The following is a 26109-nucleotide window of genomic DNA, read 5'->3' as shown; positions in this document are numbered from 1 at the left end:
CGATCCGCCGAATTGGAGCCCTACGCATTATGATCACCGCCGATACCGTATTCTTAGTCGTCGACGATGCCGACACCATGCGCAGGGTCAATAGTAGCCAATTGGAGCGTCTAGGGGCACGACACATCCTCACTGCTACCAATGGTGCAGAGGCCCTCGCAGTACTAAAAGCGCGTAAGGTAAACGTGATTCTTTCTGACTGGAACATGCCGGTCATGGATGGCCTCACTTTGTTGCGCAGGGTACGCAGTGACCCCAAGTTGGCCATGCTTCCCTTCATCATGATTACCGCAGAGAGCTCTCGCTCCCAAATTACCGAGGCCATCGCTGCCGGTGTCAGCAACATACTGATCAAACCCTATACCGCCAATGACCTTTCGCAGCGCGTAACGCGTGCCATGAGTCACCGTCCTCGGCTGCATTCGCCACCAGTGAATGCTGAACCGGCCCAAGAGCCAAAAGTTGAGGAGCGTCGTCCCACGCTGCTGGTGGTCGATGACGTACCGGACAACCTAGCACTGATTGCTGGGCTGTTTCAGAACGAGTATCGCGTATTGGCTGCGCGCGACGGACGCAGTGCATTAGCCATCTGTACTTCTGAGTCCCCGCCAGACCTAGTTCTTCTGGATGTGATGATGCCGAATATGGACGGTTTCGAACTGGCCCAGCACCTACGCAGCCATCCCAACGCTAGCCGCATCCCGGTCATTTTCATCACGGCCATGAGCGATCCGGCAGCACAGCTGCGTGGGCTTGAGCTGGGCGCAGTGGATTTTGTCAGTAAGCCGGTTGATCCCACGTCGCTACATCTTCGGGTGGTCAATCTGTTACGCCTGGTAGAGCAACGCAACGATCTGCAACAGGAGTACGACACCATGCTGGAGCTGGAGCGCTTGCGCGAGGAGGCCAGCAGTATTTCACGCCATGATCTGAAAGCGCCTCTGTGCAATATTCTCGGCTTGGCCCGCGGCCTGCTTGAAGGGGGCAACCTGCTGCCGCGCCAGTCGCAGATGCTGCACAGCCTAGAAACCGATGGCCAGAACCTGCTAGGAATGATCGACATGGCTGGCGACATTTACAAGATCGAGACCGGTCGTTTCGAACTGAAGCCGGTCGCGGTCGAACTGCTGCCTCTAGTAAGGCGCCTATGCGACTCGGCCAGGCTGACCTACCAGGCAAAAAAACTAACAATTGAAGTATTGGCGGAAAACACCAACGAATCGACACCAGTGCTAGCTAGCGGAGACGAATTACTGTGCTTTTCGCTACTAAACAACCTGCTGAAAAATGCCTGTGAGGCGGCCCCCGAGAAAAGCCGCGTGCGGCTCATATTGACACCCTCCGACCATGTTGAATTGGTAATGGAGAACCAGCCAGCGGTACCCGTGGCATTTCGGTCACGCTTCTTCGAAAAGTACGCGAGCCATGGCAAATCTAGTGGTACGGGGCTGGGCACCTACTCAGCAAAATTACTAGCGGAGGCCCAGCAAGGCAGCTTGGAGTTGGAAGTGGATGACGAGGCGAACCTGACACGCTTACGGTTGCAGTTGCCGCCTAGAAAATTAAGCTCTGCAGTTTTGGCTAATCAGATCTAGGCCAAGCAGGGTAAGGGCGCCTCTAACTACTCACTGACAGCTTCTGGCCGGTAGCGGCCCGTCCTCACCGGCTGCAATCGGCCATAAGCGGCCATCGAATTGCTACAAAATCAGGGGCGATTCAAAGGCTCAGGGGCCACGGTTTAGCAGAAGTCTGCAATTGTGCTTGCACCCGCATGACGGCGGAAGCGATCGAAGCTTGCAGAGCTTACAAGGACGCGTTGGCACTATATGAGGCTGCCTGCGAAGCGGGTGCTGAGACGCTCGCGGCGGAAGTATTCAGTATAAAAATCAATGAAGGCGCGTGTCTTCAACGGTTGGAGCGCGCGGCCTGAATAGTAGAGCGAGATCGATCCGGCATCGGCATACCACTTCGGGAGGATACGTTCGAGCGCACCGCTTTCCAGATGCGGCAACACATCTGGCACAGCCAGCAACGCGATGCCGAGCCCCGCGATCGCCGCTTGCGCCATGGGGAACGCGTCGCTCATCACGATCGTCTCGTTGAGCCGCGCGTGCTCTTCGCACCCCTGGGCGTCACGCATCATCCATTGCCTGACCCGACCCGAATTCGAGGACCGCATCAGTATCCCCGCATGATCGACCAGATCGGCAGGACTTGTCGGTCGCCGACGCTCGTCAAAATAGCTGGGCGATGCGACCGCGATAACGTGCACCGGTGCCAGCGTCGTCGCAACGATGCCTGGATTGAGGTCGAAGCCACCACCGATCGCGACGTCGAAGCCTTCCGCAATCAGGTCGACCCTGCGGCTATCGAAATGCCAGTCAGGCCTAACGCCCGGATAGCGCGCCAGAAAATCGGGCAATGCGGGAAGAACGTATCCCATGGCGAACGACAAACTCATGCTGACCTTCAGAACGCCGACAGCTTCACCCTTCGTTTGTGATGCCCCATCAATAGCCCCCTGGAGGTGGTTCAGGCTTTCTCCGATGCTTGCCAGAAAAGACTCCCCCGCTTCGGTCAATGTTAACTTCCGCGTCGAGCGATGAAACAGCCGAATGCCGAGGTTCCGTTCCAACATCGCAACATTGCGGCTGACGGCAGCCGGAGTGATCGAGAGACGCCGCGCAGCCCCGGAAAAGCTGCTTGCTTCTGCGCTTCGGACGAACGCTTCAAGGTTTGCAAGGGTTTCCATAATCACCAGTCTTCAAGCATTGATTGAAACTGAAACAACCCATTCATGACTTATCCTGAGTCTATTTTCCAGCAATACTCGGTTCAACAGTAACGCCGGATTTCTGCGACGCCAGCAGCATCAGGCCAAGGGTGGAGCAGAAGGACCGCTAACTGACCAGGAAGGACTGGATCATGACCGTTGGAATCATCGGAGCCAATATCGGAGGTGCGTTTGCCATGGCGCTCGGTAAGGAAGGCAACGAAGCCGTGATCGAACTCGGCTCCCTCTCGATAGGCGGCCAACTGATTCAGTTCCCCCGGCGGTCCGTTGTCTGCTCTCAACCTCGTCAAGTTCAACTGAGCATCGCTGCGCCCACCTCTTATTTCATCGGAAGTACCGCGCGGCATCCGAGCCCGGAGACAATATCGTGACAAAAATCATTCAGATGCGGTCGATCGGAGGTCCCTCCGTCCTGCAGATCATCGAGAGGGAGCTCAGCGCGCCGCGCGCCGGTGAGGTAAGGCTCGCACAAGACGCGATAGGCCTCAACTTCGTCGATACGATGATACGAAAGGGCCAATATCCGATGGCGTTGCCGGCGGCCCCCGGTTTCGAAGCGGCTGGAACGATCACCGAGGTCGGACCCGGCGTGGAGGGGCTGTCGGTCGGTGACCGCGTTGCTTATTTCTTTGCTGAAGGCGCATATGCCACCGAGAGGATCATCTCGACCGCACCGCTCATTCGCCTGCCTGCCGATATCTCGAACGAGACAGCGGCGACGTTTCTGGCAAAGGGTGGAACGGCATGGATGGGCCTGCGCGGGCTCCACGATATCAAATCCACCGACACGGTGCTGGTACTGGGCGCATCGGGAAGTGTGGGCGCCATCCTGTCTCGCTGGGCGAAGTCACTCGGCGCAACGGTTATCGGTGTGGCCGGATCGTCTGACAAGTTCGACAAGGTCGCGGCAGGTGCTACTCATGCCTTCCACACTGGAGAGCCGGACATCGCCGCCAGGATCCGTGCGATCGCACCAGACGGTGTCGATGTGGTGTATGACCTGGTGGGGCAGGCAACTTTCGCGCTGGGCGCGGCTAGCATCCGCGACGGTGGTGTGATTGCTGCGATCGGAGCCGCGTCGGGCCAGCCCGCGCCGTCCTACGATCTCGCGCGACGCGGCGTGGATGTCCGCAGCGGCGGTTCACCGCAATATGTGCGCGGACCGGCCGTCGAAATCGCGACCTCGCAGCTATGGGATGCGATGCGCTCCGGCATTTTCAGCGATCTCGAAACGGCCCGCTATCCGTTCGACGAGATAGCCCGCGCACATGACGACATGGACAACCGCCGCCTGAGCGGTCTGCCCGTCCTGATCGCCTGACCCGGAACAATCGTGCGGCGGCAGGCCGCACGGACGCCCGCCGCGTCGCGGCGGGGCGAAACATGTCCCCTGTCGACACAAAGAGGAATGATTGATGAGTGATCTAACTGGTAAACGCGCTCTAGTGACCGGCGCGTCGCGCGGCATCGGAGCGGCGATCGCGATCGCGCTGGCTGAAAAGGGAGCAGATGTCGCGATTACATACGAACGCGCCGCCGATCGGGCAGCGCAAGTCGTGGCGACAATCGAGGGCAAAGGGCGCAAGGCGTTGGCGATCCAGGCCGACAGCATGGACCCCGAGGCGGTCAAACGGTCGGTCGATGAGGCCGCCCAGGCCTTGGGCGGTCTCGACATCCTGGTGAACAACGCGGCAATCGCGATTTACAAGGACGTGGCGGACTTCACCGTCGCCGAGATCGACGCACTTTTCGCTGTCAATGCGCGCTCACCGATCTTGGCATCTCAAGCCGCCATGCCTTACCTCAGCCAGGGCGGCCGGATTGTCACAATTGGTTCCGCAGGCGCTGAACGGATCGTCGGACCGTCGACGGTCTATTCTATGACCAAATCTGCGCTTCAATCCTTCACCCGCGGTCTGGCGCGAGAGCTTGGGCCCCGCGACATCACCGTCAACCTCATCCAACCAGGATCGACCAACACGGAGATGAACCCGGCCGAGGGCGAGTTCGGCGATTTCCAGCGCGCTCTAATACCGCTCGGCCGCTACGGTGAGCCGGAGGATATCGCCGCTGCAGTGGCATTCCTCGCTTCTGGTGCGGCTAGGCAAATCACCGGAACCATCTTGACCGTTGATGGCGGCACGCTGACCTGAGCGCCGACTGAGACATAGTGAGAAGCGGACAGCTACTTTGCCGGTTGATGTCCGCTTAACATTCCCGGACCAGATCAGCGCTGTTGTAGGTCACGTTGATAAGAACGACTTAGGGTCTGTCTGAAAAGTTGGCCCTCATGCAGCGCTCGATACAGACGAGCGTCACCATGGCTCTAAAGCTGCTGGCCAGTTTGTCATATCGCGTATTTAGACGCCGTTTTTCCTTTAACCAGCCAAACAGACGCTCCACCACATTTCGCTGGCGATATTTCGGTCGGTCGAACTGGTGCAGCAGGCCTGGGCGCGGGCGCCGATGCATGCGGCGACGGGGAATGATCGGGCGCATGCCGTAACGAGTGCGATATAACTGGGCGGACTACATCGAACGCAGGCGACCAATGATTGCCCGGTGGAGTGATCACATTCAGGAAGCTGCTACGGGCAATCTGTCAGTGTCAGCAATGACGGAAAACCAGGACAGGAAAATCGTCTCGATACTCTGACCAAGGAGTAACTACCTCCCCATAGTTGACGGTGGAAACAGGCAGAAATCGGCCAGAAGCTGCCGGTCACGCCAAGGCCGGGCCGATTTCTCTGAGGCTCGAAAGTATCTATGAAACTCGGATCGATTCACTACACTTACCGTTGATCCATTAAAATAGATCCGGTTGTCGTCTACTCACCGGAAGGGAATCCTGAGAATTTACTGTACCAATCGGTTTTCCCAGCAATAAGAAATTCGGAATATTCAAAGGTGAAACGGTCTTCAGCCTACCTTCGCTATCTCTTCTTAGTAATTCCCGTAGCTCCATCAGTAAACGTCCGAGCACATTCATTCCTATCAACTCGCTATCGTCCAAACCAGAAGCTTTGGCCCCCCAGTAAACGTCTTTCCGGGACAATTCAACGATAGGGCCATCGCCGGTTGACAGGAGCAGCCCTCCGAAAGATTCGTGATTCTGGGCGAGCTTCACCCGAAGACTCCACCTCATCACCTTGAGCCTAACATCGTCCCAGTCCGCTCTGGAATTCTCACGGTGAGGTTTGCTCTTCATCTTGGCAGTCATGGGACTATGCTGCCCGATAATTTCTCTCTGAAGATCCGGGTCATGAGGGAAGCGGCAGGCTTGGTACAAGGCCTCAGAGGTCAAAATGCATATACCATCAATGTGAAGCGGGAAGCCTGAGGCCATGTTTGACAGCCCACCGAACTCTTCCTTGGTTTTATGCACCACAACTGCTTCAGACCTGAGATACGTCCGCATATGGGCCGAGCTTTCAGGTAGTGAGCGACTTGAAGGCACTGAAAATGTTCTCCGGATCAGAATACGTTTTTCGGGGCAGCAAAGGATACCAGCACAATGCCCCTGACGTAGCTTTGGCATCCCCCCACCACACAGCCAATGGGCAATTGTTCGGACAATTCCGATAAGTCGCTACCAACGAACCGAACCCGACTCCAAAACTACCAAAACCTAAAGGTCGAACATGATTGCGCGGCGTCTGTGTAAGCGATCTGATCCTGACGCCTGCAGTCAAGAACTCACGCTCCAAGAGGGCTCGACCGTCCTCAGAAGAGAAAAATCCTAGCGGCCCGCCAGGTGCTCGAAGAGCCAGCGGAAAACGCTGCTCTGACGCCACATACTGTTGAACTGCGTCATCCTCCGGCACAGCGGACGGCCAAAGAACATCTGAGGAGTTTTTCTGGCTTTTCTGATTTTTCAACTCTACCAGACGCCAAAATTTGATTTTAATATTTTTGCCTGAATCTGCAATAGCGCGTTTCAATCCAGTGCTGGTGATGTAGTAATGTCCGCTGGTGTGGAAAGCTATTAGGATGACATGCACGATAGCATTGGCGGGCGCCTCGTTAGTAATCCAGCGCTGAAGGTCCGTCTCAACTCGCCTACCGCTGAATAGCACGTCATCTAGATATATAAAAACTCCCGTATCACCACCGCATTTTGCAAGTTCAAGACCACACTGATCTCGCAAAATTTCTGCAAACCTCTGTACCATCTCCCTTTGACTTTGCCCATCGCTCTGGATCTGAAGGAAATTAGTCCCAGCCCAGAATACTCGGGGATCCTCTCCAGCAAGAAGTTTATTAAAGACCAGCCCAGCGAGAAACTTCCCGACAATTTCCTTCGTTAGGAACGTTTGCCTGATAACGTGATCGAACTCACGAAGAAATGGGACTTCATCAGCGCGGGTAAATTGAGATGCCCACCGCTCGACATGATCAGGGGTCGGTACTGGAAGCTCACCCTCGCGATAGGTGTGAATTGTTTTTGAAATTGACTCAAGTAGCTGGTTCTTCTCACTCATCTGCTAGCTCCCTGCGCACTGACGGCCTCCATCAGCAGCGTAGCACATTGCCATCAACCTCGTCACGACAAAGGCAGGGTTAGCACACAACGATCGTTCTTGACCTGTATGGTCTCAAAAGAGAGCCGAGTTGGCTTGTGGCCATTCACTGACGATCGATGATATGTGAAAACCTCCAGTGCTTGTCCAGGATGATGTTCCTACGCGAAATTTGGAAAAATTTGGCTGCTCAATGAATCCAGAGTACGCGTAGAAGAGCAATTTTTCAGATCCTTTTTTAACAGTTCGATTCTGAGGACTTCATACAACCTCGCCCCGAGGCTGGCACAAGCTGCCCCGTACGAACGGCAGAATCCGGCCAGAAGAGCCGTTCAGAGGTGTCCATAAAGTCCACAACGGCTCACTGTGCACTATCCGACCACAGGTGCGTATCTATAGTTATCTACTGAATCAAATTCCTCCCCTGTCATAAGATTCAGCTGACGTACCTTCCGGCCATACTTTAGATACTTATACACAAAGTATTTAGCCACTTTATCTTCGTGAGTGGAAAGCACTATTTGCCGATCAGGGAACTCATTACGCAACAGCTCGACCAATGAAGACATGTTGATGTCGTCCATGGTTTGCACTGGATCGTCAATCAGAATTGGCGAGAATTTTTTAGCGTAAATTTTATTTAGGGCCAGAGTTAGCGAAATAACCACTGCTGAAATTTGCCCTGAACTCATGGTGTTCAGAACATCATGATCACGCTGATAATTTGATACCAGTCTAACGTTCTTAAGTTCATCCCCACCGGTGGGATCCTTAAGGAAAACACCCTGTCCAATCCCGGACTGATGTGACTGCAATATCTTCCCCGAGTATATGTAGAACGGAATCTCGATATCGCCAATCAATTTCTTTTTGTATTGACGAATTTTTTTAAGCACCTTAACCGCGATTCCGGCCAACTCCTGTTCAACCCCCTCTAGCTTTTTAGCATTTTCTGTATGTACGGCAATATCTTTAAGCACATTTTGAAATGACGAATAATAACTAGACTCCAGGTATCTCAGCTTTTGCTCCACACTTTCTTCAGTCATTGACAAGAGATTGCTGTTGCGACTTCCAAAATATTCTCTGAACATCCGATCAAAGGCATCACCGTCGTTTGCGACTTGGTATTCCAATGTGGCAGACGGTGTATTTTTATGTATTCGACGCATCATTTCCTCAAGGTTAGAGGAAAGTTTTTCCGCATCCACATGATGAGACAATGGCGAAAACATTAGATCTTCGACACTGAAGGGACAAGTTTTTAACCACGCGTCAAACTTAGTCAGGCGCTCTTTGGTTAGGTCTGCTTTTTTTAACGAAGCCATCAGGTCATCAGGAAGAATAGCATTCTTAGCCCTATGCTCTGCAATCTGCGCAATTACCGGATCGATGAACCGTTTTTTTATACTGTCTCCCAGTGCCAGAATTGATACATCCTGATCCGATAATAGCTTTGAAAAATCATTAACGCGAATTGAGGCGGCAATCTCTAGCTGATCATGATTGCCGTGAGGCTTGCCACAGAACGGGCATCTAGATTCTTCGGGCAACGAAGCCAGGGAATTATTTAGCTCTGTATGTTGTTTAACAATTTTTCGGTAGATTGCTTTGAGCCCAGAACTTGTCCTGCGAAGCTCATTTATAGAATCCTGATCTTTCTGAAATTGCTGGAAATCATTCCGTCCTAACAGATCAAAAACATGAAATAAATTATCCGGAATGTTGCCACCTATTAAAGCGTCATGACACCTTTCAAGGATTTTATCAACCGACCTCTTTTCTTCCATACCTTGGATAAGGTCTAGAGAATTGTAAAAACAAATATAATCTGATGCGAGCTCAGATGACCGATAGGCTCTTAAATACGGAAGTGAGCCAAGATAGAAATCTCGATTCTTAACAAGTTCCAGCATACGATCAAGCTCGCTGGAAAAAGATGAAAATTTTGACTGATTGAATGCTTCAAACTCCGGCAAATCCCATTCCGGAGATTTAGAAGTCTCTAGCAACCAAGGAAGCAGATAATGGTGCTGGACCTCACTAATTTTCGACGTATGTTTTGCGCCATCTATATTGTGACTATCTTTTAATAGCTGTGCCTTCTGAAGCTGTATCGTACGTTGGGAAGCGAGCCTTTTTTCAGTATTTTTCAAATGTGTGTATTTAGCTTCTGCAGCGGCGGTATCACCAAAAAGCTGTGATATCTCAGTAGCCCGCGCAGTTTCACTATTGGACTTCAAAAATGAAGCTGCTTCCTCTTGCTGAACATAATGGAACAGATGAAAGTCTCTAGTGAAGCTATTATTCTCAAGTAATCTGTCTACGTCCGTTTGCTTTGCGGGCGTCCAACCCGACTCATCCCTGATAAAAACGTCCCAAAGTTCAGGAAAGCGAGATATTTTTTGTGCGCCCGCGGGTATTGGGGATTTGAGTTTGCGCCTGAACGATAACTGTTCTCCTAGGGGGCGTGACAGTACTACATCAATAAGGACATCTGATTGAGGGTCATAAGCAACTACCACATCCTCAGGAGTCTGACGACCATCCGTACTAATGAAACGCTTAATTGCCCCAGAAAGAGCTAATTCGATGGCATCGAAAACCGAGGTTTTTCCATACCCGTTTGGTCCATCCAGTAGCATTAAATCACTACTATTGAAGTTGACCCGATAGGTGTCCTTGCCGAACACCTTGAAATTGGTAAATTCAATACTTGATAGCCTTAGCACTAGCTTATCCTCTTCAAAAACTCGGACATCACTTCTTCATCGGAAAGACCCTCATCAATCCCCATCGAAAAATCATACAACGCCAATTCTCTCTGGGTCAGACTTGAAACTAAGGATGAGTCTAAATCAAACAACCTCTTTGAATCATGCACATAAGTAACAAAAGGGATTTTTATAAATATTTTTAGCAAAAGAGAGTAGTAATTTTCAAGGTCAGCCGATTTTTCTTTGAACCGTTGAAAATATGCTCCATTACCTTGACCCACTAAATCGTTGAGTTGTGAAATTGTAAAATCGCTATCTTTACCGATCAAGTCCTCGAGTTCTTCCGAACTATAGGAAATCACATTTTTCTTGAAGTTGTATCGATCCTCTTCCAACTGAAATACTTGTCTACTAGTGATGGCGAGCTCAGGCCAGCAAATGATCATCGTACAATTCTTAGAGAAAACTCTATCCACCACAGGGCTTTCTCTAACTTTTAGATGCAAGGCATCAGCCCATTCGGATAGTAATTTTTCAGCATGCTGGATCGTAGCTTTTTTGCACTCCACAACCAAATAGTACTCAGCCTTGTTTTCGGAAGCTTTAGGCTTAAATAGTTTTGTTATCAAATCATCGTAGCCATGCTCGAAACTTACAGACTCATATCCGTTATTCAAAAAAACCTTATCTACAATATCAATCAGCATTTATTTCATCCATGGCTTGCTGAATGGGTATCAGCCGAAGGTTGCTAAAATAATCGTCACGGGGACTTTCTTCTGAACAGTTGGCCGACGGTGGTGCGGTAGTATGCGTAGTAGCTTGCTCATTCAGCGACATCATCTGCGGTCCGTCGTAGATCATATGATTTACTTCATATAGGTCCTCGACTATCCGAGTATTGGCTTTGAGTTTCTTGGCGATATTAGTAGGCGATCGATCATTTATGGTTGTCGGAAGATAATAGTTCTCTGGATTAGCCAGTGATCGATACACTAATTTATTAGTGCCCTCATCATTCTCGCAAGACGCACAACTAATAGCGTTAAAAATCCTGAGCAGCACGTCGGTCACACCATTCTCATTGACTGCAAAGGCTTGCTCTATATTAGTTAACAGATCAAACTTCACGGTTGGAGAAAAGTTTTTGTAATAACTGAAAAGTTTTTCCGGGCCAACACTCAGCAATGCATATCGAATCTGGGAAAGGTTACACACGAACCCTTCCAAATTTTCAGGCACGGAATAGTAATCGGGATTATTCATGAATTCATCAAAGAGACAGAAAAAACGCTCTTTAAATTGAATAGCCAGATACCTACTACTTACATCTTCATAGTCCGCATCCAAAATCGCGAGAATGTCGGATATATCAATATGTAAAAGATCAGATACTTGCTTTTGTAAGTGCCGCTCCGTCACATAAACGTCTACCATTTCCAGCAAGTGGTGAAAACCGCTATCGATTTGCTTAGCAGTATTAACCCCACCCCTTATAACAAGAACTTCTTGAAGCTTCGACTTAATTAGATGATTGATACCATCGATACTGCAACAAGCTACTCCGCTATACATATAGCTCTGTATTCTTCCCAATGCAAGCTGCGGGTCACCTAGGATAGATTGGAGTGCGTCATATACTTGCCCTACTGTAAAATCATTGAACGCCTGCTTTATGATTTTAGCAGTTTTATTCCTGTCTTTTGTAACGTTGACTGCTTTAAAAATAGTGCTTGAAGCCGGTGCAGCATCATGCTCACTTATCAGATCCGCAATAAAGTCTGCAATGGCTTGTTGTAAGCTTTTACCGGCTGGAAGATTAATCACCTTCCAAGTATGTATATAGCCTAACGGGCCTGGTTGGTTGTACAGATTTAGTGCAAGCCCGAAAAGTGCCTCATCATATGAACTGAGACTTTGTTTTTCGTAAGCTTTAACTTGATGAAACGACACCAACTCTCTTCCAACGAACAACTCAAAATCTTCGTTATTCTCTAGAACGATTGAGTCACGGTGGAATGTATATGTAGGATCTGCGCCAAGCTTGTCACATATGTGACAAAGTACGTAATGAAGAGCAAGCTTTCCTTGGTAATTGTATCCACTCCAAGAGGGAGTCGCGTCGTGGATCATGCTTGCAGTTCCTTGTAATAATTCAGAGTCCAGCATTCTTAGATAATCAGTACTTCTTTCTGCGCAAACGCCCGAATGGTCGAGCGATGGAGCAATTTATAGCACAATGCCACCACACAGAAATTTTGGCGAGGCTGACTATTGGAAATCTGAAGTGCCAACACCGCCTTTGCACAAGATTTCACGTGAACTCAGCCAGAAGCGGTATCGTTCGCTGGTGCTATGTCCTTAACTCCCTGGGCACAGCTGAATGACTGCTACTGGCCCAGAGTGTGTAAAAACGCCCGGGCATACCCTTGCTATGATTTCTGAGAACTTCATCGCAAGGGAAGCCTATGAAACGGTTTATCCAGGTTGAGCACCGAGGGCAAAGCACCTTACTTCCCGAGAGCCTCGACGACTACGTCAGCGATACCAACCCGGTACGGGTGGTTGATGTCTTCGTCGATGAACTCAACTTGGCCACGCTGGGTTTTGATGGCGTCATTCCAGCCGAAACCGGCAGACCGGCATACCACCCTGCGATCCTCCTGAAGATCTATATCTACGGCTATCTGAACCGCATCCAATCGAGCCGACGCCTTGAGCGAGAAGCTCAGCGCAATGTCGAGCTGATGTGGTTAACCGGGCGCTTGATGCCCGACTTCAAAACCATCGCCAACTTCCGAAAAGACAACAGCAAAACCATTCGCGGCGCGTGCCGCCAGTTCGTTGTGCTGTGCCAGCAGCTGGGGCTGTTTAGCGAAAACCTAGTGGCCATCGACGGGAGCAAATTCAAGGCAGTGAACAACCGCGACCGCAATTTCACCAGCGCCAAACTGAAGCGGCGAATGGAAGAAATCGAGTCGAGCATCAACCGTTACCTGACCTCCCTTGATGCAGCTGATCGGCAAGTGCCAAGCGCCGCTGAGCCAGATGCTACGCGCCTGGAAGAGAAAATCGCCAAGCTCAAAGCTCAGATGAAAGAGCTTCAGACAATCGAATCTCAGCTCAACGACTCTCCAGACAAACAGGTTTCACTGACTGACCCCGATGCCCGCTCGATGATGACGCGTGGCAATGGCATCGTCGGCTACAACGTACAGATGGCGGTCGATACCCAGCACCATTTGATCGTTGCTCACGAGGTGACGAACGTTGGCTCTGACCGCGACCAACTCAGCTCGATGGCTAAGCAGGCGCGGGAAGCCATTGGTTCAGAAACGCTGTCGGTCGTGGCTGATCGAGGCTACTTCAAAAGCGAGGAAATCCTGGCCTGCCATGATGCAAAAATTACCGCCTATGTACCCAAGCCGATGACTTCAGGAGCTAAAGCGGACGGGCTTTTCAACAAAGATGCCTTCGTTTTTAACGCAGCTAAAAATGAATACGTTTGCCCAGCTGGTGAGGCATTGATTTGGCGTTTCTCCAGCGTCGAGAAAGGCCTGAACATGCACTGCTACTGGAGTTCGAACTGCCAGAGCTGCGCCCTGAAAACTCAGTGCACGCCGAGCAAGCAGCAACGAGTGCGGCGTTGGGAGCATGAAGCCGTGCTAGACGAAATGCAGAACCGGCTGAACCATGCGCCGGACATGATGCGAGTCCGAAAGCGCACTGTTGAGCATCCCTTCGGGACGCTCAAACAATGGATGGGATCCACACATTTCCTCACACGTAGGCTGGCCGGCGTCAGCGCGGAGATGAGTCTGAATGTGCTCGCCTACAACATGAAGCGGGTCATGAGAATCATCGGTGCCGAAGGCTTGTTGAAGGCAATGGCGGTGTAAAAGCCCCCGGCTTTTGTTGCTCCAGGTGGAGCTAAAACGCTTCATAAGCGCTCCGGAGCGTTACCGGTGCTGATCGTGGCAAATGCGTGGGCAATCGACTCGCCCAACTGCGCTGGGCCGAGGCATCCACGATACGAAAGTGTTTTTACACACTCTGGGCCGTAATGCTCACAGATGAACGCTCCGGCGCACCTGGTTTTAGCGACCTCGCGAGTTCAGCTCCTAATCTTTCCTTTACGCTCTGAATCGTCTCCGAAACGGTCTTTGACCCTGCCTCTCGCAGCACCGAATCTCACGCCCACGGCACCCTTAGGTGCCGTGGATATCGCAAAGGAGATGAGGTTCGGCAATGCGAGGCACGACGGTACTTTACGGCCAGGTACTGATAGTTTTGGGCATCACCCTTTCGGGGGTGTGGATCGCAACCCAGTGGACGGCCTCACAACTGGGTCACCAGCCACGCCTGGGATCGGCATGGTTCGAACTGGGTGACACCCCCATCTACCATCCGTGGCGATTGCTGGAGTGGTGGTTCTTCTTTGATGCCTACGCGCCGGAAATCTTCAATGCCGGCGGTGCCATAGCGGCCAGTAGCAGCTTGCTGGCTCTGGCCGTTGCCATCGTCATGGCCATCTGGCGTGCGCGTCAGGCCGGTCGTGTCACCACCTACGGCACTGCCCGCTGGGCCGACGCGGATGAGGTGCGAGAGGCTGGGTTAAGCCAGTCGGCCGGGGTATTCCTCGGGCTATTCGAGCAAACCTACTTGCGTCATGAAGGTTCTGAGCACGTCTTGGCTTTCGCCCCAACCCGCTCAGGTAAAGGCGTGGGACTGGTAGTTCCTACCCTGCTTTCCTGGCCGGCGTCCGCGGTAATCCACGATATCAAAGGCGAGAACTGGAGCCTGACTGCAGGCTGGCGCTCACGGTTCTCGCACTGTTTGCTGTTCAATCCGACAGACCCGGCGTCAGCCGCCTACAACCCTCTCCTTGAAGTGCGTCGCGGTACCCACGAGGTGCGCGATGTACAGAACATTGCCGACGTACTGGTCGACCCTGAAGGTGCACTAGAACGCCGAAACCATTGGGAGAAAACCAGCCACGCGCTGCTGGTCGGCGCCATCTTGCACGTGCTCTACGCAGAGCAGGACAAGACACTCTGCGGCGTGGCCAACTTTCTTTCCGATCCTGCCTGTCCGTTCGAAGTGACCCTGCACAAGATGATGGTCACCCCGCACCTGGAAAATGCACCACATCCGATCGTTGCGTCTGCAGCACGGGAGGTTCTGAACAAGAGTGAAAACGAGCGCTCAGGCGTACTGTCCACGGCGATGTCCTTTCTCGGTCTGTACCGAGACCCGACCGTTGCACAGGTCACGTCACGCTGCGATTGGCGGATCACAGATCTCATTTCCGCCGAGCACCCGGTGTCGCTGTATCTGGTCGTCCCCCCATCCGATATTAGCCGTACCAAGCCGCTCATACGCCTGCTCCTCAATCAGATCGGACGGCGACTGACCGAGTCGCTCGAAGCTAATGACAGCCTCGCACGTCGGCACAAGCTGCTGCTCATGCTCGACGAGTTTCCGGCTCTGGGTCGCTTGGACTTCTTCGAATCTGCGCTCGCCTTCATGGCCGGCTATGGGCTGCGTGCATTCCTTATTGCCCAGTCGCTCAACCAGATCGACAAGGCCTACGGCCAGAACCACTCAATTCTGGACAACTGCCATGTACGGGTGACGTTTGCGACCAACGATGAGCGCACCGCAAAGCGCATTTCCGAAACCCTGGGTACCGCAACAGAGCTGCGTCTTCAACGCAACTACGCCGGCCACCGTCTAGCCCCCTGGCTGGGCCATTTGATGGTGTCCCGTCAGGAGACAGCCAGACCCTTGTTGACGCCTGGGGAAGTGATGCAGCTTCCAGCCGAAGAGTCCGTCGTGATGCTCGCAGGCCATGCGCCGATACGGGCGAAGAAGTTGCGCTACTTCACCGATGACAACTTTCAAACGCGCGTGCTGCCGGCACCTCAATTGGAGCCTGGACGATATGCCGATGCACCCACACCTCGTGCTGATGACTGGAGCAATTTGCAGCTGCCCGAGGCGCAAGAGGCCCAGCCGATCGGCGACTCGACTCGCTTGGCGCCAGTCGGAGGCAGCCACCTGGATTACCAGCACGACCTGATCGAATCACGCCAGCTGCAGGCTTCGGCTGACGTCTCCAGTGATCTTTTCCTTCTCGATGAAGACGACATGCCTTGTGCATTCTCATGCCAGCCAGATCCTGACTTTCAACGTTCGGCAAGGCTGGCTGCCCTTGATCCTGACGATGGAGTTGCCTTATGAGTCGCGCCCGTTTGAACCTATTCATTCAGCCCGAGCATGCAAAACGCCTCAATGAACTCGCGATCAAAAAGGGCGTATCCAAGTCCTCGATCGTGGCCACTGCCCTCGCCTCCTGGCTTGCGCCCCAGGCTGGCGAGCAGCGTGACACGGCCATAGCCAAACGACTGGATCGTCTGTCACGACAATTCGAACGCCTGGAACGCGATCAGAACATTCTCGTTGAAACCATGGCGCTCTACATCCGCTACTACCTGACGGTCAGCACACCGGTGCCCGAGGCACACCAGGAGGCAGCACGTACACAGGGCAAGCTGCGCTTCGCTCAGTTCGTAGAGCAACTGGGCCGTCACCTTCAGCGAGGCCGCAGTCTGGTCACAGACCTGCAAACGGCTGAGCCTCAGAGCACTCATCACAATGGCGGTGATCATCAATGAGCAGCGCCGCCTTCTCCGTAGCGGCTGCCGCTGAAGCCTCATTGGATCGCCGCACCCGCATGCTGCGTACCGCGATGGGCCCGCTGATCGCTGCCGCACTCGACGATCCCGACGTGGTTGAAGTGATGCTCAATCCCGACGGGGTGCTCTGGTCAGATCGACTTACCCAAGGGCGCGTCCGTCTGGGCACGCTGCCCCCTGAGGATGGTGAACGGATCATTCGCTTGGTGGCTGCGCACGTTGGCGCCGAAGCACACCGTACAAAGCCATTGCTCAGCGCTGAACTGCCAGAGACGGGTGAGCGATTCGAAGGCGTCCTCCCCCCGGTGGCAAGTGCCCCAAGCTTCGCCTTGCGCAAACGCTCCTGCGGCGTCATCTCCCTGGGGCAGTACGTAGCTGATGGAATACTCAGTTGCGATCAAGCGCAGTACCTGCAGGCAGCGGTGTGCGACCGGCAAAACATTCTGGTCGCAGGTGGTACGGGTACCGGCAAGACGACGCTCGCTAACGCCCTGCTCGAGGAAGTTGTCAGCACCAATGATCGCGTCCTGGTGCTTGAAGACACCATCGAACTGCAGTGCCCAGTCCATGACCACGTTGCTCTGCGAACGAAACCCGGACTCGTTTCCATGGCGGATCTGGTGCGGAGCACGCTGCGCTTGCGACCTGACCGGATCGTGGTGGGTGAGGTGCGCGGAGGTGAAGCACTGGATCTGATCAAAGCGTGGGGAACCGGGCACCCGGGCGGTATCGCAACCATCCATGCCGGCTCTGCTCAAGGTGCCCTGCTTCGTCTTGAGCAATTGATTCTCGAGGTAGCGCTCACAGCGCCCCGCGCGCTGATTGCCGAGACGGTCAACCTGGTGGTTTTCCTGTCCGGTCGCGGGCGTAGCCGGCACGTCCAGCAGATTGCCCGAGTCATGGGACACGACAGCCACGGTTACCAGCTCGCGTCCATCGACACCCTACTTCGTACCCGTGATAGCCAGGGAGAACGGTCATGACACGTCTCTTCGCGCATGCTCGCCAGCGCATCTTTCACGCCTTGCTGGGAGCCATGATCTACCTCAGTCTGCCAGCAATAGCCCTTGCTGCCGGGTCAGGCATGCCGTGGGAAGGGCCGCTGCAGTCAATCCTCGATTCGGTACAGGGGCCTGTCGCGCGAATCATCGCGGTGATCATCATCATCGCCACGGGGCTGGCCCTTGCGTTCGGCGATACCAGCGGCGGGTTTCGCAAACTGATCCAGATCGTTTTCGGCCTCTCGATCGCCTTCGCGGCTTCGTCGTTCTTTCTCAGCTTCTTCAGCTTTGCAGGGGGAGCGACGGTATGAACGGTGAACGCATGACCGGCTTCGAAGTGCCGCTGCACCGCTCGCTGTCCGAGCCAATCCTGCTCGGCGGCGCACCACGCAATGTCGCGATCCTCAACGGCACACTAGCAGCGGTGGTAGGCCTGGGCCTTCAGCTATGGATTCCTGGCTTGGTGCTATGGGTAGTCAGCCATTCGCTTGCGGTCTGGGGCGCGCGGCTGGATCCCCAGTTTCTGCCGGTCTTCGCAAGGCACATCAAGCAGCGCGCGTTGCTGGACGTGTGAGTGCAAGACGATGATGAATCTCTCCGAATTCCAGCGCCGCCCCGCCCAACTTGCGGACTGGTTACCTTGGGCAGGACTCATAGCCCCTGGCGTCGTATTGAACAAGGACGGCGCGTTTCAACGCACCCTACGTTTTCGTGGCCCCGATATGGACAGCGCTACACAGGGTGAGCTGCTGGCCCTTTCAGCTCGACTGAACAATGCGTTGCGCCGGCTTGGCTCAGGCTGGGCGCTGTTCATCGACGCTGAGCGTCTCGCGGCGAGCGATTACCCCCAGAGCTCGTTTCCCGATGCTCTGTCCTGGCTGGTTGACCACGAGCGCCGGGCAGCATTTGAAGCGCAAGGCAGCCACTTCGAAAGCGTCTATCACCTGACGCTGCTGTATTTGGCGCCGGAAGAAACACACTCGCGCGCGGCTGGCTTGTTGTTCGAACGGCAGACTCAGCAGCGTGTTGACTGGCGCGAACAGTTGGCAGGTTTCATCGCCGAGAGCGATCGCTTCTTCGATTTGCTGGACGGCGTGATGCCGGAACTCGCCTGGCTCAGTGACAGCCAGACACTGACTTATCTGCATGCGACCATTTCGACACATCGCCAACGACTGGCGGTTCCCGACGTCCCGTTCCACCTTGATGCCTTACTGGCCGACAGCCCCCTGACCACAGGCCTCCAGCCGCGGTTGGGCGATCAGCATCTGCGCGTACTGTCTGTACGCGGTTTTCCATCGACGACCTGGCCTGGGGTGCTCGACGAGTTGAACCGTCTGGGCTTCGCCTATCGATGGGCGACCCGCTTCATCTGTTTGGAAAAGGATGAGGCCGAACGGGAGCTGGTTCGTCTGCGCCGCCAGTGGTTCGCCAAACGCAAAGGGGTCTTGGCGCTGCTGCGTGAAGCCATCTTTCAGCAGGAGAGTCCTCTGGTCGATAACGACGCGGCCAACAAGGCAGGCGATGCTGACGCAGCCTTGCAGGAACTTGGGGAAGACCATGTCGCGTTCGGCTACGTCACCACCACCGTAACGGTCATGGACGAGGACGCTCAGCTCGCGGATCAAAAGCTACGGCTGGTCGAGCGCGTGATTCAGGGTCGCGGCTTCGTGACCATTGCCGAGAGCCTCAATTCGGTTGAGGCCTGGCTGTCATCGATACCCGGCAACGCCTACGCCAATGTCCGGCAACCGCTGATTTCAACGTTGAATCTGGCACACCTGATGCCGGTCTCGGCAGTCTGGGCCGGACCGGTACGTAATGAGCATCTGGATGGGCCGCCACTGATGATCACCCGCACCGCTGGTGCGACGCCCTTCAGGTTGGTAAATCATGTCGGTGATGTGGGCCATACGTTGGTCGTGGGCCCCACCGGCATGGGCAAGTCGGTGCTGTTGGCCACGCTCGCCCTGCAGTTCCGTCGATACGCAGGCTCGCAACTCTTGATGTTCGACATGGGCCGCTCCCTGCGAGCGGCCGTACTGGGCATGGGGGGTGAGCACTACGCGCTGAGCAACGATGCAGGCCTGGCCTTCCAGCCTCTGGCGCATATAGATCAGGCCGGACACCGGGCCTGGGCCGCCGAATGGCTGGCAGCGCGATTTCTCAAAGAAGGCGTAGCCATCAATCCAGAGCAGAAGTCAGCGCTCTGGACAGCGCTGGACAGCTTGGCCGGCGCGCCTGAGGCCCAACGCACGCTGACTGGTCTGTCTGTATTGCTGCAAGACAACAATCTGCGCCAAGCCCTGCAGCCGTACGTCCTTGGCGGAGCCCACGGCCAGCTACTGGACGCGGATAGTGATCGTCTCGGCTGCGCCGATGTGCAGTGCTTTGAGATGGAGGAACTGATGCACAGCGAGGCGGCGGTGGCCGCTGTGCTGAGCTATCTATTCAAGCGGTTCGAGCATCGATTCGACGGCTCGCCAACGCTTCTGATCCTCGACGAAGCCTGGTTGTTTCTTGATGAGCCACTGTTCGCCGCGCGCATTCGTGAGTGGCTCAAGACCCTGCGCAAGAAGAACGTCTCGGTGATCTTCGCGACACAGTCGCTCGCGGATATCAAGGACTCCACTATCGCGACAGCAATCATCGAGAGCTGTGCCAGTCGCATCTTCTTGCCGAATCCCCAAGCTCGAGAGCCTCAGATCCGCACCATCTACCAGGGCTTCGGACTTAACGAGCGGCAGATCGACATCGTTGCCGAGGCAACTCCCAAACGTGAGTACTACTACCAGTCCCGCCTGGGCAATCGCTTGTTCGATCTGGATCTGGGCCCCTTAGCGCTGGCCTTCGCTGCCTCTGCCAGCCCGGCACAGCAACGTGAAATGGATCGGATCCAGCAGGACGCCCAGTCCCCGGACTTCGCTGAAGCATGGCTTCGGCATTGCGGCCTGGATTGGGCCGGCGACTTGTTCGCTCATCATTCCCAAGTAAGCACGGAGTACACGTCATGAGATGCCTAACCCGCCGTTTTCAACGCGCCGCTCTGCTGGTGACTGCCCTGCTCGGCTCAGTGTCGAGCCAGGCCATGACAGTGGTCGATCCTGCCAACCTGATTCAAAACGCACTCACTGCAGTGCGCACGCTGGAGATGATCAACAACCAGATCAGCGAGTTGCAGAATCAGTCCCAGATGCTCAAGAACCAGGCCCGCAATCTGTCACGCCTCGATTACAACGCGATGGATCAGTTGGCTGCGAGCTTGGCCAACACCGAGCGCCTGATCAGCCAGGCACAGGGGCTGGCGTATGAAATTAAACGCCTGGATCAGGAGTTCTCGCGCCTCTACCCAAACCAGTACTCAGCCGACACCAGCAGTGAAGAGCTTGCCCTTGAAACTAGAGAACGCTGGAAGAAGGGGCTCGACAGTCTTCAGACCGCGATGCGCGTGCAGGCGCAGGTGCGGCAAAATCTTGGGCAGGATGAAGCCACTCTCGCCAATCTCGTGAATCAGAGCCAATCCGCCGAAGGGGCGCTGCAAGCTGCTCAGGCGACCAACCAGTTGCTGGCCCTGCAGGCCAAGCAGTCCATTCAGTCCCAGCAGCTGCAGATCACCCAGAACCGGGCTGTTGCCACCGAGCTTGCACGTCAGGCCGCCGCGCAAGAGAAAGCACGCGAGCTAAGCCGCCGGTTCATGGGGAGCGGGACGCCCTATACCCCTCACCCCGTCCAGTTCTACCGGTAGCGAGCAGCGTTATGAAGGCCCCAACGCTGCTGTTGTATCTGGTCGCTTTGACAGCGTGCAGATACGAGCACTCGCCGGCTGCAATGCCTGAGAACCCCGTGGACCGTTTCTACTGTGGCTGCGCCCCGGACGGCGAGTTCCTGGATGCAAGCGAGTTGCCGAAGATTCCACCGAGCTTCGATGAGGCCGTGCCATGAATGACGTCAGCGTGATTGACCGATTTCTCGACGTGTTCGCTCAGTACATCGACTCTGGCTTCGGCCTGCTCGGTGATGAGGTCGCATTTCTTACGCTGACCCTCGTGGCGATCGACATGACGCTGGCGGGACTGTTCTGGGCCATGGGCGGTGAAGACGTAAGCGCCAAATTGATCCGCAAGACGCTCTACGTGGGCGCCTTCGCCTTCATCATCGGCAACTTCAATGCCCTGGCGAAAATCGTCTTCAACTCCTTTGCGGGACTGGGCCTTCTTGCTTCAGGGTCTGCGCTGAGCCAAGACGAGTTCCTGCAACCGGGGCGGCTTGCAGCGACTGGCGTTGAAGCCGGAGCACCGCTGCTGGAGGAGATCAGCCGACTGAGCGGCTTCCCGGAGGTGTTCAGCAATATCCACAGCATCCTGGTGCTGTTCCTGGCGTGGCTGGTGGTCATCATCAGCTTCTTCTTTCTGGCCATTCAGCTGTTCGTCACGCTGATCGAATTCAAGCTGACCACCCTCGCCGGCTTTGTTCTGGTGCCATTCGCCCTGTGGAACAAGACGGCATTTCTTGCTGAGAAGGTGCTCGGCAACGTAGTCGCCTCCGGCATCAAGGTTCTTGTGCTGGCGGTGATCGTCGGGATCGGTACCGGGTTATTTGCCGAATTTCAGGCTGTCCCCGATGAACCCTCCATCGATAACGCGTTGGTGATCATGCTCGCTTCGCTTGCGTTGTTCGGCCTGGGTATTTTCGGGCCTGGGATTGCCACGGGATTGGTCTCCGGAGCACCACAACTGAGTGCTGGTTCGGTCGCCGGTACCGCACTCGGAGCAGCAGGGATGGCAGCAGGCGCAGCAGCTATGGCGTCCGGTGTGGGCGGCGCTGTAATGGCAGGCGCTCGAATGACTTCAGTAGCCGGCCGCAAGGCGATGAGTGCTTCGAACTCCCTCACGGGGGCATCTATTAGCTCATCTGCGGCGCAGTTGAATGCTGGTTCCGGATCATCGGCAGCCGCCACCACTCAGCCTGACTGGGCGAGGCGCCTGCAACGCCGACAGCAGCTTTCACAGGCAGCTACCACCGTTGCCCACACCCTGCGTGGCGGCGACGGCGGCGGCTCCTCATCGGGTCCGGTTGTACGCGACCCATCGAATTCGTGAAGGAGGACACGGATGCGATTCAAACGTCCAGGGGTTCGCTACAGCGACACCCCAATACCCGTAACCCCTTACCAGAGAGCCGGACAAGCCTGGGATCTGCGTATGGGTAGCAGCCTGGCGCAGGCTCGGAATTGGCGCCTCATGGCATTCGGCTGCCTGAGCTTGTCGTTGGTGATGGCGTCAGGACTCGTCTGGCTTTCCCTGCAGTCGCGGGTAACGCCCTACGTTGTGGAAGTCGACACACTCGGGCAGGTACGCGCTGTTGGTGAAGCCACCAGCCCCTACCAGCCCCAAGACGCCCAGATTGCCCATCATCTGGCGCGGTTCATCGGACTGGTCCGCTCTCTTTCCATCGACCCGGTGGTCGTACGGCAAAACTGGCTGGAGGCCTATCACTTCACCACCGACCGAGGCGCTGCAACCCTCAACGACTATGCCCGAAGCAACGATCCATTCACGCGGGTCGGCAAAGAATCGGTAGCCGTCGAAGTGACCAGCGTCGTGCGTGCCAGCGATGAAACGTTCCAGGTGCGCTGGGTCGAACGCCGCTACGTGAATGGGGCCCCGGCCGGGTCAGAACGCTGGACGGCAATGATTTCGCTTGTGCTGCAGCGTCCCCGCACGGAGGAAAAACTGCGGCGTAACCCGCTGGGCATTTATGTAAACGGGCTGTCTTGGAGCCGAGAACTGGACACCTCGGAAGGAGTGAAGAAACCATGAAAATGTCTTCGAACCTCTGCCTTCTAGTCGTATTGATGACGCTGTTATCAGGCTGTGCGAGCCCTCAGAAGCCACCCAGAATTGTGCTGGACGAGCCCGTTGAAGCTAAACGGATACCGGATCCGCCGAAGCCTGTTGAAGTCGTGGAAGTACCCAAACCTCTTGCGCTACCGGCGCAGCTCAAGCCGCTGCCGGAAGCCGGCAAACGCAAACCGGCAAACGAGCCAGTCGACGAAAAAGCCAGAGTCTCGCGTGCCAACCGGGACGCACGGGTGGCACCTACGCAGGAAGGCTACATCAACGCCATCCAAGTCTGGCCTTACTCGGATGGGGCGCTGTACCAGGTGTATACCAGCCCCGGTCGGGTGACCGCGATCAACCTGCAGGTTGGAGAGGAACTGGTGACCGTTGCAGCTGGGGACACCGTACGCTGGATCCTAGGTGATACGGCTACAGGCCAAGGCGATAGCCTACGCGTCAACGTACTGATCAAGCCGACCCGCACTGGTCTCAAGACCAACCTGGTGATCACCACAACGCGGCGCACGTACCTGATCGAGCTGACCTCGACCGAGCAGGCGTGGATGGCATCAGTATCCTGGGATTACCCAAAGGATCAGATGCTGGCTCTGCAACGTCGCGCCGGCGAAGCCAAGTTAGCCGAGCCTCTGAATACAGGCCTTGCACTGGAGCGCCTGCGCTTTCGTTATGCAATCAGTGGTGATGATCCAACGTGGAAACCACTGCGCGCATTCGATGATGGTAGCAAGGTGTATATCCAGTTCCCGGCGGGCATTTCCAACACTGATCTTCCACCGCTTTTCGTGATCGGCGCCGAGGGCGATGGGCAGTTGGTGAACTACCGCTTCCGCTCTCCGTATTACATCGTGGATCGGCTTTTTGGCGCCGCCGAGCTCCGGCTGGGCGCAGACAAAGGCGACATCGTGCGCATCGAGCGCAACGATGGAGTGGCACGGGGAAACTGAGCCATGACCGACGAGATCAACAAGCCCTCCTCCTCGTTGCCACCGAAGGAATCACCGGAATCTCTGGAGCTGCGAGCCCAGCCAAGGCCGATCAGTCGCCTTAATCTGCGCGTGCTTGCCGCGATCATCGGCGGCCTATCAGCCACAGTGCTGGGCGCGATGCTTTGGTCGCTGCAGCCACAGCAGCAGCGCAAGAACCAAGAGCAGAACGAGCTGTACAACGTTGACCGGGTGGCACGCTCAGAGTCACTCGAACAATTGCCTGCGGATTACTCGCAGCTACCGCCGACGCCCGTGACTCCGACAGACGTGCCTCAATTGGGCCCACCACTGCCAGGCGACCTTGGTGCCCCCATCTTGAAAGCCGAACAACGCACGCACGGCTATGAGTACGACCAAGCTGCGACCGACAACGCTGAGGCGGAGCGTCTAGCGAGACTGAAGGAGGCCGAAGAGGCAGCATTGTCGTCGGTGTTCTTCCAGACCAACAGATCGGGTGGATTGGGTGGTGCATCGGCTGACCCTCAGCACTCTACGCCGAGTGCTTTGGCCTCAATGAGTACCGGCTCGGCTACAGGGTCATCGGTGCCTGGCAAGGACGAGCGGACTCTCAGTAAATCCGTAAATACAGAAATCAGTAGGTCCGGTTTGCTGCAAGAACCCGCCTCGCCCTATCAGGTGATGGCCGGCACGCTCATCTCCGCGGCACTTGTCACCGGTATCAAGTCAGACCTGCCAGGTGATGTGATTGCAACCGTCACTGAGCCGGTCTACGACAGCGCAACAGGACAACACGTACTGATACCTCAGGGCTCGCGCTTACTCGGTCGTTACAACAGCCAAGTCAGCTATGGACAAAGTCGCGTACAGGTCGTGTGGCAACGCGTAATCCTTCCCGACACCTCCTCGTTCGAGCTCGACGACTTAGTCGGCACCGATGCCGCCGGGTATGCAGGCCTCGAAGACGGCGTCGACTGGCACTGGGACAGGCTCGTCGCGGGCGCTGCGATGACCAGCTTGCTGGGCGTGGGCGCCGAACTCGCCGCCCCTGGAAATCGAAACGACGGTGACCGGATCATCATTGCAGGGCGCGATAGCCTTCAGGACACGGTGAACCAGGTCGGCCAGGAAGTCACTCGGCGCAATCTCGACATACAGCCCACCCTCACCCAGCGGCAAGGCCTGCCGCTGCGCGTGATCGTCAACCGCGATCTGGTACTGCGCCCCTATCAACCCTTGTTCACCCAGCAGAGGAACCGCAATGAGTAACGCCAAGCTGCGCCTCGGCCCACTACCGAAGACCGAGAGCCTGAAACTGACATTCACCTGCCCTGCGAGCCTGAAGTGCGACCTGGAACGCTACGCACAGATGCATGCCCAGACCTACGGTGAACCCGTTGATGTGCTCGCGTTGATCCCACATATGCTCGAAACATTCATGGCAAGAGACCGAGCGTTCCGGAAAACAAGCTCTCGAGCAATTCGCAGCAGTTGATCACGACGGTTGCATTTCGCGCCCTAGATTGCCAGGGGAAACATCCATCTCGCGGTTGAAAACCGTGACCTAATACATC

General features: G+C 55.3%; 23 protein-coding genes and 2 pseudogenes. 18 read left to right on the top strand and 7 right to left on the bottom strand.

Translation table 11 applies throughout. From position 1 onward, the window contains the following. Positions 1 to 29 precede the first annotated feature (29 nt). On the top strand, positions 30 to 1595 hold the full coding sequence (locus ACZ3GY_RS06135; RefSeq protein ID WP_465909336.1) for an ATP-binding response regulator: 1566 nt from the start codon (positions 30 to 32) through the stop codon (positions 1593 to 1595). Between the two features lie 227 nt (positions 1596 to 1822). Here ACZ3GY_RS06135 and ACZ3GY_RS06130 read toward each other — a convergent pair whose 3' ends face one another. Further along, positions 1823 to 2752 carry a LysR family transcriptional regulator gene (locus ACZ3GY_RS06130; RefSeq protein ID WP_465909335.1) on the bottom strand — a complete coding sequence of 310 codons (930 nt, stop codon included), beginning with the start codon at positions 2750 to 2752 and terminating at the stop codon, positions 1823 to 1825. A 173-nt stretch (positions 2753 to 2925) separates the two neighbouring features. Here ACZ3GY_RS06130 and ACZ3GY_RS06125 point away from each other — a divergent pair, with 173 nt between their 5' ends. The 3 genes from ACZ3GY_RS06125 to ACZ3GY_RS06115 all read left to right on the top strand — a co-directional run bounded on the left by ACZ3GY_RS06125 (position 2926) and on the right by ACZ3GY_RS06115 (position 4947). Beyond that, a complete protein-coding gene (locus tag ACZ3GY_RS06125) occupies positions 2926 to 3165 on the top strand; it encodes a hypothetical protein (RefSeq protein ID WP_465909334.1) in 240 nt (79 codons plus the stop codon). Next, the gene (locus ACZ3GY_RS06120; protein ID WP_465909332.1) at positions 3162 to 4115 is read left to right on the top strand and encodes a zinc-binding dehydrogenase; all 954 of its coding nucleotides are present in this window, start codon (positions 3162 to 3164) and stop codon (positions 4113 to 4115) included. The genes ACZ3GY_RS06125 and ACZ3GY_RS06120 overlap by 4 nt, the downstream gene beginning before the upstream one ends. 94 nt (positions 4116 to 4209) lie before the next feature. Then, positions 4210 to 4947, top strand: coding sequence for an SDR family NAD(P)-dependent oxidoreductase (locus ACZ3GY_RS06115; protein ID WP_465909331.1), 738 nt, complete (start codon positions 4210 to 4212; stop codon positions 4945 to 4947). A gap of 109 nt (positions 4948 to 5056) precedes the next feature. On the opposite strand, the pseudogene ACZ3GY_RS06110 reads toward ACZ3GY_RS06115, so the two are convergent. Further along, positions 5057 to 5311 (bottom strand): annotated as a pseudogene (locus ACZ3GY_RS06110) (transposase); the annotation flags it as partial. On the opposite strand from ACZ3GY_RS06110, the pseudogene ACZ3GY_RS06105 reads away from it, so the two are divergent. After that, positions 5301 to 5450: pseudogene (locus ACZ3GY_RS06105) on the top strand (integrase); the annotation flags it as partial. The pseudogenes ACZ3GY_RS06110 and ACZ3GY_RS06105 overlap by 11 nt on opposite strands. 150 nt (positions 5451 to 5600) lie before the next feature. On the opposite strand, the gene ACZ3GY_RS06100 reads toward ACZ3GY_RS06105, so the two are convergent. The 5 genes from ACZ3GY_RS06100 to ACZ3GY_RS06080 all read right to left on the bottom strand — a co-directional run bounded on the left by ACZ3GY_RS06100 (position 5601) and on the right by ACZ3GY_RS06080 (position 12164). After that, positions 5601 to 6212 carry an NADAR family anti-phage protein gene (locus ACZ3GY_RS06100; RefSeq protein ID WP_498056003.1) on the bottom strand — a complete coding sequence of 204 codons (612 nt, stop codon included), beginning with the start codon at positions 6210 to 6212 and terminating at the stop codon, positions 5601 to 5603. Between the two features lie 13 nt (positions 6213 to 6225). Further along, positions 6226 to 7275 (bottom strand): phosphoribosyltransferase-like anti-phage protein, encoded by a 1050-nt coding sequence (locus ACZ3GY_RS06095; RefSeq protein WP_465909329.1) that lies wholly within the window; start codon positions 7273 to 7275, stop codon positions 6226 to 6228. A 410-nt stretch (positions 7276 to 7685) separates the two neighbouring features. Next, positions 7686 to 10046 carry an AAA family ATPase gene (locus ACZ3GY_RS06090; RefSeq protein ID WP_465909328.1) on the bottom strand — a complete coding sequence of 787 codons (2361 nt, stop codon included), beginning with the start codon at positions 10044 to 10046 and terminating at the stop codon, positions 7686 to 7688. Then, positions 10046 to 10738, bottom strand: coding sequence for an ABC-three component system middle component 1 (locus ACZ3GY_RS06085; RefSeq protein ID WP_465909326.1), 693 nt, complete (start codon positions 10736 to 10738; stop codon positions 10046 to 10048). Before ACZ3GY_RS06085 ends, ACZ3GY_RS06090 begins: the two co-directional genes overlap by 1 nt. Beyond that, positions 10728 to 12164, bottom strand: coding sequence for an ABC-three component system protein (locus ACZ3GY_RS06080; protein ID WP_465909325.1), 1437 nt, complete (start codon positions 12162 to 12164; stop codon positions 10728 to 10730). The genes ACZ3GY_RS06085 and ACZ3GY_RS06080 overlap by 11 nt, the downstream gene beginning before the upstream one ends. A gap of 335 nt (positions 12165 to 12499) precedes the next feature. Between ACZ3GY_RS06080 and ACZ3GY_RS06075 the strand changes: the two genes are divergently transcribed. From ACZ3GY_RS06075 to ACZ3GY_RS06015, 13 genes are all read left to right on the top strand, one after another. Further along, on the top strand, positions 12500 to 13930 hold the full coding sequence (locus ACZ3GY_RS06075) for an IS1182 family transposase (protein ID WP_465909324.1): 1431 nt from the start codon (positions 12500 to 12502) through the stop codon (positions 13928 to 13930). 349 nt (positions 13931 to 14279) lie between these two features. Further along, positions 14280 to 16274, top strand: a complete 1995-nt coding sequence (locus tag ACZ3GY_RS06070; protein WP_465909323.1) for a conjugal transfer protein TraG — start codon at positions 14280 to 14282, stop codon at positions 16272 to 16274. Further along, the gene (locus ACZ3GY_RS06065) at positions 16271 to 16708 is read left to right on the top strand and encodes a ribbon-helix-helix domain-containing protein (RefSeq protein WP_465909322.1); all 438 of its coding nucleotides are present in this window, start codon (positions 16271 to 16273) and stop codon (positions 16706 to 16708) included. The genes ACZ3GY_RS06070 and ACZ3GY_RS06065 overlap by 4 nt, the downstream gene beginning before the upstream one ends. Next, entirely contained in the window at positions 16705 to 17712 is a 1008-nt protein-coding gene (gene trbB / locus ACZ3GY_RS06060; RefSeq protein ID WP_465909321.1) for a P-type conjugative transfer ATPase TrbB, read from the top strand. Before ACZ3GY_RS06065 ends, trbB begins: the two co-directional genes overlap by 4 nt. Further along, positions 17709 to 18041 carry a TrbC/VirB2 family type IV secretion system protein gene (locus ACZ3GY_RS06055; protein WP_463565118.1) on the top strand — a complete coding sequence of 111 codons (333 nt, stop codon included), beginning with the start codon at positions 17709 to 17711 and terminating at the stop codon, positions 18039 to 18041. The genes trbB and ACZ3GY_RS06055 overlap by 4 nt, the downstream gene beginning before the upstream one ends. Continuing rightward, a complete protein-coding gene (locus ACZ3GY_RS06050) occupies positions 18038 to 18304 on the top strand; it encodes a VirB3 family type IV secretion system protein (protein ID WP_042554149.1) in 267 nt (88 codons plus the stop codon). The genes ACZ3GY_RS06055 and ACZ3GY_RS06050 overlap by 4 nt, the downstream gene beginning before the upstream one ends. A gap of 10 nt (positions 18305 to 18314) precedes the next feature. Further along, positions 18315 to 20744: a conjugal transfer protein TrbE gene (trbE, locus tag ACZ3GY_RS06045; protein WP_465909320.1), complete on the top strand. Its 2430-nt coding sequence runs from the start codon at positions 18315 to 18317 to the stop codon at positions 20742 to 20744. Continuing rightward, positions 20741 to 21475 carry a P-type conjugative transfer protein TrbJ gene (gene trbJ / locus ACZ3GY_RS06040; protein ID WP_465909319.1) on the top strand — a complete coding sequence of 245 codons (735 nt, stop codon included), beginning with the start codon at positions 20741 to 20743 and terminating at the stop codon, positions 21473 to 21475. Before trbE ends, trbJ begins: the two co-directional genes overlap by 4 nt. Before the next feature lie 193 nt (positions 21476 to 21668). Next, positions 21669 to 22829: a P-type conjugative transfer protein TrbL gene (gene trbL / locus ACZ3GY_RS06035; RefSeq protein ID WP_463565121.1), complete on the top strand. Its 1161-nt coding sequence runs from the start codon at positions 21669 to 21671 to the stop codon at positions 22827 to 22829. 12 nt (positions 22830 to 22841) lie between these two features. Then, complete coding sequence (trbF, locus tag ACZ3GY_RS06030) at positions 22842 to 23549, top strand: conjugal transfer protein TrbF (protein WP_465909318.1); 708 nt, start codon at positions 22842 to 22844, stop codon at positions 23547 to 23549. Then, the gene (gene trbG / locus ACZ3GY_RS06025) at positions 23546 to 24535 is read left to right on the top strand and encodes a P-type conjugative transfer protein TrbG (RefSeq protein WP_465909317.1); all 990 of its coding nucleotides are present in this window, start codon (positions 23546 to 23548) and stop codon (positions 24533 to 24535) included. The genes trbF and trbG overlap by 4 nt, the downstream gene beginning before the upstream one ends. A 3-nt stretch (positions 24536 to 24538) precedes the next feature. Further along, entirely contained in the window at positions 24539 to 25804 is a 1266-nt protein-coding gene (locus ACZ3GY_RS06020; RefSeq protein WP_465909316.1) for a TraB/TrbI/VirB10 family type IV secretion system protein, read from the top strand. Next, complete coding sequence (locus tag ACZ3GY_RS06015; protein ID WP_042554141.1) at positions 25797 to 26030, top strand: DUF2274 domain-containing protein; 234 nt, start codon at positions 25797 to 25799, stop codon at positions 26028 to 26030. The genes ACZ3GY_RS06020 and ACZ3GY_RS06015 overlap by 8 nt, the downstream gene beginning before the upstream one ends. Positions 26031 to 26109: the final 79 nt, after the last annotated feature.

The organism is Pseudomonas sp. PME37.24/006, from assembly GCF_055556635.1.
Note: the sequence above shows the minus strand (reverse complement) of the source record. Positions and strands in the feature narration are given on the sequence as shown.